Annotated in this window: 15 protein-coding genes; 4 read left to right on the forward strand and 11 right to left on the reverse strand. The window is 52.8% G+C overall.

The annotated features are described in order from the left end of the window. Positions 1-34: 34 nt before the first annotated feature. Together DPV68_RS02030 and rho are read right to left on the reverse strand one after the other, a co-directional pair. Positions 35-277 carry a type B 50S ribosomal protein L31 gene (locus DPV68_RS02030; RefSeq protein ID WP_021066109.1) on the reverse strand — a complete coding sequence of 81 codons (243 nt, stop codon included), beginning with the start codon at positions 275-277 and terminating at the stop codon, positions 35-37. Between the two features lie 82 nt (positions 278-359). Next, positions 360-1,700, reverse strand: a complete 1,341-nt coding sequence (gene rho / locus DPV68_RS02035) for a transcription termination factor Rho (RefSeq protein WP_114165175.1) — start codon at positions 1,698-1,700, stop codon at positions 360-362. Between the two features lie 377 nt (positions 1,701-2,077). Here rho and DPV68_RS02040 point away from each other — a divergent pair, with 377 nt between their 5' ends. Then, on the forward strand, positions 2,078-2,773 hold the full coding sequence (locus DPV68_RS02040) for a C40 family peptidase (protein ID WP_114165176.1): 696 nt from the start codon (positions 2,078-2,080) through the stop codon (positions 2,771-2,773). Between the two features lie 23 nt (positions 2,774-2,796). Here the strand turns inward: DPV68_RS02040 and DPV68_RS02045 are convergent, their stop codons facing one another. Beyond that, a complete protein-coding gene (locus DPV68_RS02045; RefSeq protein ID WP_114165177.1) occupies positions 2,797-3,303 on the reverse strand; it encodes a DUF421 domain-containing protein in 507 nt (168 codons plus the stop codon). 118 nt (positions 3,304-3,421) lie between these two features. Here DPV68_RS02045 and DPV68_RS02050 point away from each other — a divergent pair, with 118 nt between their 5' ends. Continuing rightward, positions 3,422-3,820, forward strand: coding sequence for a hypothetical protein (locus DPV68_RS02050; RefSeq protein WP_114165178.1), 399 nt, complete (start codon positions 3,422-3,424; stop codon positions 3,818-3,820). 10 nt (positions 3,821-3,830) lie between these two features. On the opposite strand, the gene DPV68_RS02055 is transcribed toward DPV68_RS02050, so the two are convergent. The 7 genes from DPV68_RS02055 to DPV68_RS02085 all read right to left on the reverse strand — a co-directional run bounded on the left by DPV68_RS02055 (position 3,831) and on the right by DPV68_RS02085 (position 10,081). Then, positions 3,831-4,601, reverse strand: a complete 771-nt coding sequence (locus tag DPV68_RS02055; protein WP_114165179.1) for an ABC transporter permease — start codon at positions 4,599-4,601, stop codon at positions 3,831-3,833. Beyond that, a complete protein-coding gene (locus DPV68_RS02060) occupies positions 4,591-5,517 on the reverse strand; it encodes an ATP-binding cassette domain-containing protein (protein ID WP_114165180.1) in 927 nt (308 codons plus the stop codon). Before DPV68_RS02060 ends, DPV68_RS02055 begins: the two co-directional genes overlap by 11 nt. Before the next feature lie 101 nt (positions 5,518-5,618). After that, on the reverse strand, positions 5,619-6,587 hold the full coding sequence (glpX, locus tag DPV68_RS02065; RefSeq protein WP_114165181.1) for a class II fructose-bisphosphatase: 969 nt from the start codon (positions 6,585-6,587) through the stop codon (positions 5,619-5,621). Positions 6,588-6,604: 17 nt separating this feature from the next. Further along, positions 6,605-7,858: a UDP-N-acetylglucosamine 1-carboxyvinyltransferase gene (murA, locus tag DPV68_RS02070; RefSeq protein WP_157964128.1), complete on the reverse strand. Its 1,254-nt coding sequence runs from the start codon at positions 7,856-7,858 to the stop codon at positions 6,605-6,607. A 26-nt stretch (positions 7,859-7,884) separates the two neighbouring features. Beyond that, on the reverse strand, positions 7,885-8,535 hold the full coding sequence (fsa, locus tag DPV68_RS02075; RefSeq protein WP_114165182.1) for a fructose-6-phosphate aldolase: 651 nt from the start codon (positions 8,533-8,535) through the stop codon (positions 7,885-7,887). Positions 8,536-8,706: 171 nt separating this feature from the next. Then, positions 8,707-9,561 (reverse strand): class II fructose-1,6-bisphosphate aldolase, encoded by an 855-nt coding sequence (gene fba / locus DPV68_RS02080; protein WP_114165183.1) that lies wholly within the window; start codon positions 9,559-9,561, stop codon positions 8,707-8,709. Positions 9,562-9,718: 157 nt separating this feature from the next. Continuing rightward, on the reverse strand, positions 9,719-10,081 hold the full coding sequence (locus DPV68_RS02085) for a response regulator (RefSeq protein ID WP_232819456.1): 363 nt from the start codon (positions 10,079-10,081) through the stop codon (positions 9,719-9,721). Between the two features lie 234 nt (positions 10,082-10,315). Between DPV68_RS02085 and DPV68_RS02090 the strand changes: the two genes are divergently transcribed. Continuing rightward, entirely contained in the window at positions 10,316-10,759 is a 444-nt protein-coding gene (locus tag DPV68_RS02090) for a hypothetical protein (RefSeq protein WP_114165184.1), read from the forward strand. A gap of 37 nt (positions 10,760-10,796) precedes the next feature. Here the strand turns inward: DPV68_RS02090 and DPV68_RS02095 are convergent, their stop codons facing one another. Beyond that, complete coding sequence (locus DPV68_RS02095; RefSeq protein WP_114165185.1) at positions 10,797-12,452, reverse strand: glycerol-3-phosphate dehydrogenase/oxidase; 1,656 nt, start codon at positions 12,450-12,452, stop codon at positions 10,797-10,799. A gap of 260 nt (positions 12,453-12,712) precedes the next feature. On the opposite strand from DPV68_RS02095, the gene DPV68_RS02100 reads away from it, so the two are divergent. Continuing rightward, complete coding sequence (locus DPV68_RS02100; RefSeq protein WP_114165186.1) at positions 12,713-13,828, forward strand: NADH-dependent flavin oxidoreductase; 1,116 nt, start codon at positions 12,713-12,715, stop codon at positions 13,826-13,828. Positions 13,829-14,062: the final 234 nt, after the last annotated feature.

Genomic DNA, 14,062 nt, shown 5'->3' on the forward strand with positions numbered 1-14,062 from the left:
GCAATCCCTAGGCGGTGTGCATACAAGTTGACGATTAACGTTGGTACTTCTTGTTGAAGCGCTCGATACGACCGTCCGCAGATGCGAATTTCTGGCGACCTGTGTAGAACGGGTGCGAATCAGAAGATACATCGACACGGATGAGTGGGTATTCGTTACCATCTTCCATCGTGATTGTCTCGTTAGAGTAACGAGTCGAACCAGAGATGAATTTGAACTCAGTCGTCGAGTCCATGAATACGACTTTACGGTATTCTGGGTGGATTCCTTGTTTCATTGCTTTTCAACTCCTTCGGCCCTAAGTATTCTTTCAACCTAGAGAAAGTTCACTAGAATATAATAGCACCCGGTTCACGGATTTACAAGTCCGTTTTCGTTTTTTTCACCGGGCGACGACTCTTTTTCTTATCGGCCTCGAGCGCCGCAAAAAAGTCGAGGTTCGTTTTCGTTTCTCGAATCCGGCGCAAGAACTGATCGACGAAGTCTGGCGACTCGTTCATCGTGCGACGAATCGTCCAAAGTGAGTCGAGTTCGCCTTTGCCGAGTAGCAATTCTTCTTTCCGCGTTCCCGAACGACGGATGTCGATGGCCGGGAAAATCCGGCGTTCCGCGAGCTTCCGGTCGAGATGGAGCTCCATGTTCCCCGTCCCTTTGAACTCTTCATAGATGACGTCGTCCATGCGTGATCCCGTGTCGACGAGCGCCGTCCCGAGAATCGTCAAACTACCGCCATCCTCAATATTACGGGCCGCCCCGAAGAACTTCTTCGGTTTATGGAATGCGGCCGGGTCAATCCCGCCCGATAACGTCCGTCCGCTCGGCGGGACAGACAAGTTGTACGCCCGCGTCAGACGCGTGATCGAATCGAGCAAGATGACGACGTCTTTCTTATGTTCGACGAGGCGCATCGCTCGTTCAAGCACGAGTTCCGAGATGCGGGCATGGTTTTCCGGTGTCTCGTCAAACGTCGAGTAGGCGACGTCCGCACCCGGCACCGAACGTTGGATGTCCGTCACTTCTTCTGGCCGCTCGTCAATCAAGAGAATAATCAACTCGACATTCGGGTGGTTCGTCGTGATCGAGTTGGCAATCTCTTTTAACAGGGAAGTCTTCCCTGCCTTTGGCGGTGCGACAATCAAGCCACGCTGTCCAAATCCGACCGGTGCGATCATGTCCATGACACGGACCGACAAGTGGTTCGGTTCCGTCTCGAGCACCATTTGTTGCTCTGGATAAATCGGCGTTAGTGCCGGGAAGTAATCACGGTTCCGTGTCGAGTCCGTCGTCTCCCCATTCACCGCTTCGACGCTGAGCAGTCCTTGGAAGCGCTCGTTCTCTTTTGGCTTCCGGACTTTTCCCGTCACAAGGTCGCCGTTGCGAAGGTTGAAGCGACGGATTTGTGAGGCGGCGATGTAGATGTCTTCAGACGATTGGGAATAGTTGATCGGTCGGAGGAACCCGAAGCCGCCATCGTTTTGGGACTGCGGGTTCGGCGGGATGATTTCAAGGATGCCTTCGAGGAAGTAAAGATCTTTCGATTCGGCCTGTGATTTTAAAATCCGAAACATGAGCTCGCGCTTGCGTGCTTCACGGTATTGCGGCACGTTCACTTCTTTCGCGATTTCATATAATTCCTTTAACGTCTTCGTCTCGAGTTCTCGAAGCGTATAGTTTTTAGCGGGTTCTGTCGTTTGACTCATTCAAGTCACCTGTCTTTCATGATTCTATATTTCAAAAATAAACGTTTAGTCATCATTCATCTAATCATAATTTCATTGAACCGTCACTGTTTGAAAAACGGCTTCATGACAGTCTATTCCCCTGTTGTTGAAAATATAACAGTCTTTTTCTGTTCTATGTAACAAACAAGTCTCTATTCTCCCATATTGTTTCAAATATGTTACAAGAAAATCGTTTTTGTCTTGTGATTGAAAAATGCCATCGGTCTTACGCATGATATAGTTTATTTGCAAAGGAAACCGGGTAATACATTCAACTTTTGCCACAGCTTATTTACAAACGTCGATCATATACAGCCACTTAGGGTTTTATTTTAAAAAACGGAGGGAATTACATTATGTTAAAGCGTTTCGCATCTATCATTGTCGCCGCCACTCTCGCTTTCTCGGGTCTTGCTTTCACAACAGGTGAACAAGCAGAAGCCGCTAGCGGAACATTCGCTTACTCGAAAGTGAACGGCTTGAACATCCGTACAGCACCGTCGCTCAATTCGAAAGTCACGACAACGATGAACAAAGGCCAACGCTATACATACCTCGGTAAAGTTGGTTCGTTCTACAAAATCAACTATAAAGGGACTCACCGTTATATCTCAGCTTCATCGACTTTCACGTACTTGAAAGCAGCAACTGCAACTGCCACTAAAGTCACAACGTCTTCTGCGTCAAGCGCCCGCACGAAACTCGTAGCCGAGTCGAAGAAGTACCTCGGTACACCTTACCGTTACGGCGGAACGACAACTTCGGGCTTTGACTGCTCAGGTTACACAGGTCACGTTTACAAGAAAGCCATCAACAAATCGATCCCACGTGATTCACGCTCACAATACGCCAACTCGAAGAAAGTTTCGAAGTCAGCGATTCAAGCCGGCGACCTCGTGTTCTTCTCACACAACGGCCGCACGATCCAACACGTTGGAATGGCACTCAGCAAAACACAAATGATCAACTCTGAGACAGGCGGCGTTAAATACGCGAGCTTCACATCAGGTTACTGGGCACCACGTTATGTCGGTGCTGGCACGTACCTCTAATACAAACGATCAAACGACTCGGTTCATTGGAACCGGGTCGTTTTTTTCGTCTCGACGTTTCGTAACACGGTGTCCGTGCTCGTCAATACGGAAAACGTCCCATCCGTCTCCAAGACGACGGCCTCGACTTGATCGAAATCAGTACCACTCGATCGGATCGCCTGCAACACTTCAATCTCGAGCACCCGTTCCCGGCGCATCGTTTCTTTTAAATAGATCCCATCATAGTAAAGCAGTGCTGGCGTCGACTTGATCAGTTGATTCACACGTTTCGAGCGGGTCGCCAACTTGGCCATGATGTATTGCATGAACACGAGTGTTGCAAATGCGGTCAACCCGTTCAATAACGGCGTCTGTTGACTCGTCAGTATCGTGGCCAAAATCGAACCGAGCGCGACGGTGACGATAAAATCGAAGGCATTCATTTTGGCGAGCGTCCGCTTTCCAGATACCCGCAAAATGAGGATGATGGCCAAATAGGCGCCCACCCCGGTCAGTATGATGTGTAACATCGTTCGTAATTGTTCCATCGTCTCCCTCCTTCTCTAATGGTGTACCACCCCACGTACATCTTCAATCCCTGTTCATCTTCCGTTCATCTGGCTTCGTTACGATAGAGCCATCACCTTGAAGGAGTTGTTCTATGTCATGGAAAAGATTTGGGGAATTCGTTTGATTCGCCTCGCCGCCATGTTCGGTGTCATCGGGACGGCGCTCGGGTCGCATATGTCCGGGGCCGGCAGTTACGCCTTTCGTCCGATTCATGCCCACGTCCTGCTCGCCGGTTGGTTATCGGTCTTCGCCTGGGGCGTGTTCTATCGTGTCTATTCGGTCCGAAACCAACTGCTCGTCACGATTCACGGATGGACGGCCGTGCTTGGATCGATTGGATTGACGAGTGGGATGTGGTTCTACACGCTGAACCCGTTTCAATGGAATGAGACCGTCACCCTCGTCTACTTCATCATCGGGGGCACGGCCTCATTGACCAGTTTTATTCTCTTTTTGATTGTCACGTTCATGATCGACCAGGACGATCGGGGTTGAACCCCTCTCGTCATTTTTGTTTCAAGGCACCGCGCGCGTTCGTCGCCGCGAACACGACCATGATGACGCTCATCGCCCCGGCGACGGCTAGTCCAGCCGATAAGGCGCTCCAATCGATCGTCGGTTGCGTCAAGACGGCACGCATCCCTTCAAAGATATACGTCGTCGGATTGAACGTCGCGGCCACTTTGAGCCACTCGGCCTCGATCAACTCTTTCGGGACGAACGTCGTCGACAAGAAAATGAGCGGGAAGAACAAGAGGGTCCCAGCCTGTGCGGCCTGTGCGTTCCGTGTCTTCAATGCGACTCCGACCGAGTAGCCGGCGAAACCGAGGCCGAACCCGATGGCGAGCAACACCGTGAACAAGAAACCAGGCAGACCGACCGGAATCGACAAACCGAGCAAGAATGCGACGCCGAAAATGAGGAGCGTCTGAACGAGCAGTTGCAACATCCCCGCAATCATCGGTCCGAGCACGATGGCCGTCCGCGTCGCTGGCGTGAGGAGCAACCGGGCGAAATACCCACTCTCGATATCGCGGACGAGCGCTTGTCCCGTACCCCCGGCCCCACCGACCGCCCCAGAGACGATGGATACCGGCAAGATGAAGTTCAAATAGGCGCTCCCTTCAAATTGAGGCAACGATGCGACGCTCGACAGCCCGCTCGTGTAGACGAGCAGAAAGAAGACGGAGATGATCAAGTTCGGGATGAACGAGAACGGGTTCCGAATCGTCGTCAATAGACTCCGTTTCGTGAACAGCCAGGTTTCAGTCCACATCCGGCATACCTCCTTCGTACGATTCCCCGGTCACTTTCAAAAACACGTCGTCGAGCGATGGTTGCTTCACGGCCAGGCGTTCCGGTTGAAGCGACCGTTCATCAAGCCGGCGAACGACATCCATCAACGTGTGGTCGTCCAACTCGAAGCCGACATCGTGCCCCAAGGCCGTGTGACCGAACAGACCTGCGGCCGCCGTCGCCTCTTGCGGACTATGGAACGTCATCGCAATCGTCTCGCCGCCGACGAGGCGTTTTAATTCTTCGGCCGTCCCTTCACTGACGATTTTCCCGTGATGGATGATGGCAATCCGGTCGGCGAGTTCGTCCGCTTCTTCTAAGTATTGCGTCGTCAAAAAGATTGTCGTCCCAAACTCCTCGTTCAGCCGTCGTACCTCGTTCCAAATCTCGATGCGGCTCGCCGGGTCGAGTCCTGTCGTCGGTTCATCTAAAAATAAGGCGGTCGGACGATGGACGAGTGTGAGCGCCAAATCGAGCCGCCGCCGCATGCCGCCTGAATATGTGCCACTCCGGCGGTCTGCTGCTTCTGTGAGCGAGACGACGCGGAGCAGTTCCTCGGCACGCGCTTCGGCTTCTTGTTTCGTCATTTTAAACAATCTGCCTTGAAGAACGAGCAACTCCCGTCCGGTTAAATCTTTATCAATCCCGGTCTCCTGCAAGGCGACGCCGATTGATAGCCGGACGTCTTTCTCTTGTTTGACGACATCGAATCCGTTCACCCGAGCTTTCCCTGCAGTCGGCCGGACGAGCGTCGTCAACATTTGGACGGTCGTCGACTTTCCGGCTCCGTTCGGTCCTAAAAATGCGAAAATCTCTCCTTCCTGGACCGAGAACGAGATGCCCTCAACAGCCGGGACGTCCCCGAACGTTTTGACGAGCGATTCCACTTCAATCATCATCCACACCTCCTGTCTTTCCATTCCCATTCTGCGTGCATTATAAATATGTAGGAACACATCAAAAAAGCCGCGGACATCACGTCCGCGACTCGAGAGAATTATGGTTTCATGACCATTTTCGGTTTTTTCTTCAAGGAGTGGATGCCTTCGACGAAGCGGACCGTCCCCGACTTGGCGCGCATGACGACCGAGTGCGTCTGACCGCCTTGTCCGGTGAACTGGACACCGCGGAGAAGCTCTCCGTCTGTCACGCCCGTCGCCGCGAAGATGCAGTCTTCACCTTTGACGAGGTCGTTTAGAAGCAAAATCCGGCCCGTATCGGCGATGCCCATGTCTTGGCAACGCTTCTCTTGGGCTTCGTCTTCAGGAAGCAGACGGCCTTGGAAGTCACCGCCGAGACACTTCATCGCGACGGCCGCGATGACGCCTTCCGGCGCACCACCCGAGCCGAGCAACAAGTCGACGCCGGTTTTCGGGAACGCCGTGTTGATAGCCGCGGCCACGTCACCGTCCGGAATCAGCTTGATGCGGGCACCCGTCGCCCGGACGCGCTGAATCAACTCTGCGTGACGGTCACGGTGTAAAATCGTGACGACGACGTCTTCGACGTTCTTATTCTTCGCCTTGGCGACGATGGCAATATTCTCTTCAATCGAATTGTCGAGGCTGATCAATCCGGCCGCTTCCGGGCCGACAGCAATCTTGTCCATGTACATGTCCGGCGCGTGCAACAAATCCCCCGCGTCGGCGACAGCGAGAACGGCCAGCGCTCCCCACGTCCCCGTTGCGACGATGCTCGTCCCTTCGAGTGGATCGACGGCGACGTCGAGGCGTGAACCGTACCCGTTCCCGACTTTCTCACCGATGTAGAGCATCGGCGCCTCATCCATCTCGCCTTCCCCGATGACGACGACCCCTTTCATCGGAATCGTATCGAACACTTCACGCATGGCGGTCGTCGCCGCGTCGTCCGCTTCTTCTTTCAAACCTTTACCCATCCAGCGAGCCGAAGATAGCGCTGCCGCTTCTGTGACTCGGACCAATTCCATTGATAAACTACGTTCCACCCGAATTCTCCCCTTTGTTACTCGGACACCTCATCGACCCAGGCGAGGGCGCCGAGTTGTTTTAGTTTGCCGACGAAATCGACATAAGAATCGTTCAATTTTTCCGCATGGATCAAGGTCGATTCACCGCTCGCCTGGAGTCCTGCCAAGACGAGGGCTGCCCCGCTCCGCGCATCTGCGCATTCCATCTCCGCATTGGCGAGCGTCGTCCCGCCGCGGATGACGGCAGAGGAATCCTCGAGCGTAATCTGGGCGTTCATCCGTCGCATTTCCGCGATATGGCGAAAGCGTTGGGTGTACAACTTGTCCGTGACGACGCTCGTCCCATCTGCTTTCAAGAGCGCGGCCGACATGATCGGCTGCAAATCGGTCGGATACCCCGAATAGTGGAAGACACGAATATCGATCGGCTGGAAGGCATTCGCCCGCACCGTGATCGATTCCTCGTCCACTTCGACCTCGGCCCCGTAATCCATCAGCTTTTGGATGACACCTTCTAGGTGGGTCGGGATGACGTTTTGTACCGTCACATCCCCGGCCACCGCGCCATAAATCATGAACGTCCCGGCCTCTAAGCGGTCAGGGATGAGCGTATGCGTACAGCCATGGAGTTTGTCGACCCCTTTGATCCGAATCTCGTCTGTACCCGCTCCAATCACATGGGCCCCCATCGAAGTGAGCATCGTCGCGACGTCGACCACTTCCGGGTCGATGGCCGCGTTCTCGATGACGGTCGTCCCATCAGCGAGCACGGCCGCAAGCATGGCGCTCACCGTCGCCCCGAACGAACGGAGATCGAGATAAATTCGATTTCCCTCTAGCTTTTCAGCGTTCACGTGATAGAGTCCCGACTCGTTCTCGACTGTAATGCCGAGACGCTCAAGTGCTTTCAAATGTAAATCGATCGGTCGTGGACCAATCGCATATCCCCCAGGAAGTCCGACGGCCCCTTTCCCAAAACGAGCCGCAAACACCCCGAGCAAATAGACAGCGGCTCGGACTTTACGCGTCTCTGAACCGAGTAGCGGCATCGCGACAGCATCTTTCGCATGAAGCGTCATCCGCTCCCCATCCCGTTCAATCACGACCCCGAGTTCTTGTAACAGACTAAGTATCACTCCGACGTCCTCGATCACAGGGACGTTTTCAATCGTCACTGGTTCTTCCGTCAACAGTGCTGCGACGAGACAAGGTAAGGCGCTCTGTTTGGCCCCGCTAATGTCGACTGTTCCTTCAAGTTTTTGCTGTCCTACGATATGGAGAATTTCCACGATGATCAAACCTTTCTGCGACAAACTTATTTGGATTGAGCGTTATTCCAATCCGCTAAAAATTGCTCGATTCCTTTGTCAGTGAGCGGATGTTTCATCATCTGTTCGATGACTTTATACGGTACCGTGGCGATGTCGGCTCCAAGGAGAGCCGCTTTCGTCACGTGGACCGGATGGCGGACGGAAGCCGCGATGATTTCTGTCTCGATGCCATGGATGGCAAAAATATTCGCAATCGTCTCGACGAGGTCGAGGCCATCTTGACCGATATCATCCAAACGACCGATGAATGGCGAGACGTATGACGCGCCGGCGCGTGCTGCAAGGAGAGCCTGGTTCGCGTTAAAGATGAGTGTCACGTTCGTCTTGATGCCAAGTTTCGAAAACGTATTGACCGCTTCCATGCCTGCTGGTGTCATCGGTACTTTGACAGTAATATTCGGCGCGATGGCCGCGAGTTCCTTTCCTTCTTCCACCATACCCGCTGCGTCGAGCGCAATAACTTCCGCACTGACTGAGAGGTCCCCGACAATCTCACAGATTTCGCGTAGCCGTGTATGGAAATCGACGCCTTCTTTGGCGACGAGCGATGGATTTGTCGTCACGCCCCCGATGACGCCCATCTGATGAGCTTTCTTGATGTCTTCCACGTTTGCCGTATCAATGAAAAAACGCATGTGCAATTCCTCCTCGAATGGTGTTGTGATCGCTTACACTTCTTATTATGAGGAAATTGTCATGGAATTGCTACACCCTTTACGTTAAGGCGGCGGTGTCGAACATCAAGCCGATGAGCGCTCCATGAAAAAAGCCGGTTCTCACAGGGAGAACCGACTGATGTGACAGGATTATGCTTGGTTGCTTGAACCGAACTCACGCATTTTGCCAGTAACGACGTTGTAGATTGCTTCGACACCAGGGCCGATGACTTTACGTGGGTCATATACTTTCGAGTCTGTGTTGAGCTTCTCACGTACGGCACGAGTCCATTCTTGTTGGCACTCTGTGTTAACGTTGATTTTGCTGTGACCGAGCTCGATTGCTTTTTTGATTTGGTGTTCAGGGATCCCTGAACCGCCGTGAAGAACGAGTGGAGTTTTTGTCGCTTCTGCGATTTCTTCCATCTCTTTGAAGCCGAGTTTTGGCTCGCCTTGGTATTCTCCGTGTACAGAACCGAGTGCTGCCGCAAGAGCGTCAACTTTCGCTTCTTTGACGACACGTACGCACTCGTCGAGGTCAGCATATTGCACGCCGCCGACAACGCCGTCTTCTTCGCCGCCGACTGTGCCGACTTCCGCTTCAACTGAAGCGCCTTTAGCGTGTGCATATTCAACGACTTGTTTCGTCATTTCGATGTTCTCTTCGATCGGGTGGTGTGAACCATCAATCATAACAGATGTGAAACCAGCGTCAATCGCTGCTTTACACTTGTCGAAAGATGAACCGTGGTCGAGGTGGATTGCAACTGGAACAGTGATGTTGTAGTCGTGCATGAGACCTTCAGTCATTTTAACAACTGTTGTGAAGCCACCCATGTACTTCGCTGCACCTTCTGATACACCGAGGATAACTGGTGATTTCTCGTCTTCCGCAGCGCGAAGAATCGCTTGCGTCCACTCGAGGTTGTTGATGTTGAATTGGCCGACTGCATACTTGCGTTCGAATGCTTTGTTAAGCATTTCTGTCATTGATACTAATGGCATAATGACATCCTCCTGTCTGTTCGCTATTGTGCACTTTGGGAAAAATGCCCCCGTGCAATTCGTTCCCATTATAACACACGTCGAAACGTGTGCCTATGCTATTTGGGCATAGAAATGGCTCTGCGCAAGCGTTTACATATGTCATCTTCGTGACGAATTACTCGATTTTCAAGACTTCTTTCACTTTTTCAATCATGCTATAAATATCAAATGGTTTCTCAAATTGCGCAGTGATGCCTAGCCGTTGCACTTCTTCGAGCGTCGATTTTTCTCCGAACGCGGTCATGATCATGACCGGGGTATCGATGTCTCGTTGGCGCATGTTGCGAAGCACCTCGTGGCCAAACATGCGCGGCATATTCATATCGAGCAATACTAAGTCATATCCGTTCTGTTCGAGCTTTTCCCAGGCGCTCAGTCCGTCGTTCGCCGTGTCGACCTCGATGCCGAGGTTTTGGAACACTTGCGCCAACATCAACCGAATCCCGTCTTGGTCGTCTGCGATCAACATCCGTGACATCCATCTACCTTCTCTCCATAGTTTGCACTAGTCTAACCATATCAAATTCAATTTTATTTGGCGACGTGACGATTTTGAAATCAAGGCAACGGAATCGCTACCAATCGTCAGTCCTTGTTTCATCGGATATCCCCATTTTCCTTGTTTCCATCTTTTTCAATACCATTGTCTACCTATTTCTAAACACAGGGTACGCTGATATACTGAAAATATGAAACGAATTGGAGCTGAATCATGAAGCAATATTTGTTATACGTGTTGTTCGTCTTGGCGGTCGGGAGTTCGGTCGCACTCAGCGCCTCGTTGTTTGGCGACGACAATCATCTTAACGCCTTTTATGAAGAGGACATCCCGCTTGCGGCCTCGATTGACACCGAGTTAGAGGACTTTGCTGATACGTTTGCCGTCTTATCCGAGACGTTCGATGAGCCGATCCGAGAATCTGATATCACTCAGATGGAACGACTCGCGGCCGACCCGGCACTCGACGAGGCGAACGTGCACACGCTCGGTACGATCGACGTTATTTTTGAAGGGCGTCCGACCACCCTTACGGTCGAGACAGAAGTATACCGGGAAGACGGGACGTACCTCATTCTTTATTTCTCGGGCGATGAAGATGTCGTCTTGGCGCTCGACGACCGCATCATGGCGTACTATGAAGCATTGGGCCTATAAAAAGGAACCTCGCCGCGGCGAGGTTCCTTTTGTCTCGTTATTCGACCGTCACTGGGACGACGGCGAGGTCAATTTCTTTCTCGACCTCGGCCCGCTCTTCAGCGAGACGAGCATCCGACCATTTGAAGACGTCGGCCATACAACGGAGCACGCCCTCTTTATAGTTACGAACGAAATCGATGTCGAAGAACATCGCGCCGGTCCGGCGGACGAGGAAATCGATGGCCCGAACGACCGACTCTTCCTCGATGCCGTAAAGGAGTTGTGCGTAGACGATTTCTGGAAGGTCGTACGCGTTCGTATCCATCCGTTCGATGACGCGATCGATGTTCGAGCCGTATAGACGGACGAGCTGTTCGGCCAAATCATCCTCGAGACCGAGGTTTTTCAATTCTGCCTTCTTCTTCGTCAAGAAGTCGTCAAATCCTTTCGAGCCGCCGACGTGACCGCCCGACATCGGCATATGCTTCGTGCGTGAGGCAAGGAAGACGATACCCTCATCTTGTTTGAGCAGTTTCGCCACCAAATCGACGACCGTCTCTGACATCTTCCGATAACCGGTCAACTTCCCGCCAGCGATTGTGATGAGACCGCTCTCTGACTGCCACACTTCATCTTTCCGTGAAATCTCAGACGGGTCTTTCCCTTCTTCGTAAATGAGCGGGCGAATCCCGGCCCAGCTCGACTCGACATCGTCTGCCGTGACGTTCACATCTGGGAACATATAGTGGATCGCGTCTAAAATGTAGTCGCGGTCCTCGGTCGTCATGCGGGGATGGGCTTTATCCTTATCGAAGAACGTGTCCGTCGTCCCGACATATGCTTTGCCGTCACGCGGGATCGCGAACACCATCCGGCCGTCCGGCGTATCGAAATAGATCGCTTGTTTGAGCGGGAATTTCGATTGGTCGATGACGAGGTGAATCCCTTTCGTCAAGCGGAGCATCTTCCCTTTGTTTGAACCATCCTGCTCGCGGAGCACGTCGACCCAAGGTCCGGTCGCATTGATAACTTTCTTCGCATAGATTTCATATGTCTTGCCATCGATTTGATCTTCGACATGGACGCCGACGACTTTGCCTTGCTCATAGATGAGACCGGTCACTTTCGAATAGTTCATGAGGAGGGCACCGTGGTTGGCCGCCTCTTTTGCGACTTCGATTGTCATCCGGGCGTCATCCGTCCGATATTCGACGTAATAGCCGCCACCGACGAGACCGTCTTTTTTGACGAGCGGCGCTTTTTGAATGACTTCATCCGGTTTCAACATCAAGCGGCGCTCGGCGCGTTTGACACCGGCCAAGAAATCGTACACCATCAAGCCGACCGCGGTCGAGAGCGGTCCGAACGTGCCGCCTTTATGCATCGGCAACAGCATGCGTTCCGGTGTCGTGACGTGTGGCCCGTTCTCATAGACGATCGCCCGTTCTTTCCCGACTTCGGCAACGAGTGCGACTTCGAACTGTTTCAAGTAACGCAACCCTCCGTGGACGAGTTTCGTCGAGCGGCTCGACGTTCCGGCCGCGAAGTCTTGCATCTCGAGCACGGCCGTCTTCATCCCGCGAGACGCGGCATCCAGGGCAATCCCGGCACCGGTGATCCCTCCACCGACGACGAGAATATCATGGCGTTCCCCCGTCAGTTGTTCGTATCGTTTGGCACGTTCTTTCGCTGAGAAATTTCTGATTTCCATCTTGTCCCCTCCTATAATGAATCCGGTCAGACGTATACGAAAAGAGACCACAACAAAACAAGGCTTCGCCCCCCATGTCGTGGTCTCTCTGTAGTCTCCAACCGGTTATCAACTTTTCTCCTGTATTATACCCTATTCTCACGTCTTCAACCATCGACCCGCTCACCGATTGTGCAACCTGCTCCTCAGAAAGCATCCTGCTCGCAATTTTGAAAAGAGACGACTAGACTTCAAGGTATCACCAATAAGGAGGAGTTTTTATGAAACGCATGTTACAACCTTTCCAATTTAAAAACGGCGTCAAGCTCCACAATCGGCTCGTGCTCGCGCCGATGACGCACTATTCGTCTGAACCGACGGGTGAAGTTTCGGAGCATGAACTCACCTATTACCGGAAGCGGGCGAAGAACGTCGGACTCGCCATCACGGCGTGCGCGTACGTGACCGAAGACGGCAAAGGGTTCCCGAACGCCTTCGGTGTGAACGACGACAAGTTCATCCCTGGACTGCGTCAACTCGCCGAGAGTCTAAAAGCGGAAGGCGCGAAAGCGATCCTTCAAATCTTCCATGCGGGACGCATGTCTCCTCCGGAACTCGTACCGAACGAACAACCGGTGAGCGCCAGTGCGGTCGCACCGGTCCGTGAAGGGGCAGCCACGCCGCGTGCCCTTGAGACCGAGGAAGTCGAAGCGATCATCGAGGCGTTCGGCGATGCGACACGTCGTGCCATCGAGGCTGGTTTTGATGGCGTCGAGATTCACGGCGCGAACACGTATTTGATTCAGCAGTTCTTCTCACCTCACTCGAACCGACGTGATGACCGCTTCGGTGGCGACGTGAACGCACGTCTCACGTTTCCGCGCGAAGTCATCCGCTCAGTGAAGCGTGCGGCTGAAGGCGCAGACGATTTCTTGATCGGCTACCGTTTCTCACCTGAAGAAGTCGAAGAGCCAGGCATCACGCTCGACGATACGGACGTATTGATCGACATGTTGCTCGAGGAAAACCTCGACTATATCCATGCCTCGCTTTGGAACTTCAATATCGGTTCGATGCGCGACGAGAACGTGACGGAGCGGTCAATCGACCGGATTTCTAAACGCATCGATGGTGCCGTCCCTCTCATCGGAGTCGGACAGCTCCAGCGCCCAGGTCAAGTCGAAGACGCACTGAACGTCATCGACCTCGCCGCGCTCGGCCGTGAACTCATCATCGACCCGGATTGGCTCGAGAAAGTGAAAGATGACCGGGAAGACGACATCGAGACCGAACTCGACTTGGATAAACAAGCCGAACTCGCTGTCCCGGCCCCGCTCTGGAACGCCATCACGACACGCGCCGGCTGGTTCCCCATCAAAGACCAAGCCATCAAATAAACTATCGTCCGTCCGCAGACTTCACGTCTGCGGATTTTTTAGCCTTTCTATTTATAAGCAATCGAAAAGAGCAATTATCATTTAGACACAATTTCGTCACATTTTTATTCTTTTTCACTTCTCCTTTCATGTTGACCTAACTTTTCAAGCCCCCACCTCCTTCGTAAGCTAAAGACAGGAGCCATTCTCTCCTGCAGGACTTAGGCCAAACTTTGCTTTTGCGCCTTGTCTGTC

Source organism: Exiguobacterium sp. TNDT2 (genome assembly GCF_003331145.1).
Classification (GTDB): Bacteria; Bacillota; Bacilli; order Exiguobacteriales; family Exiguobacteriaceae; genus Exiguobacterium.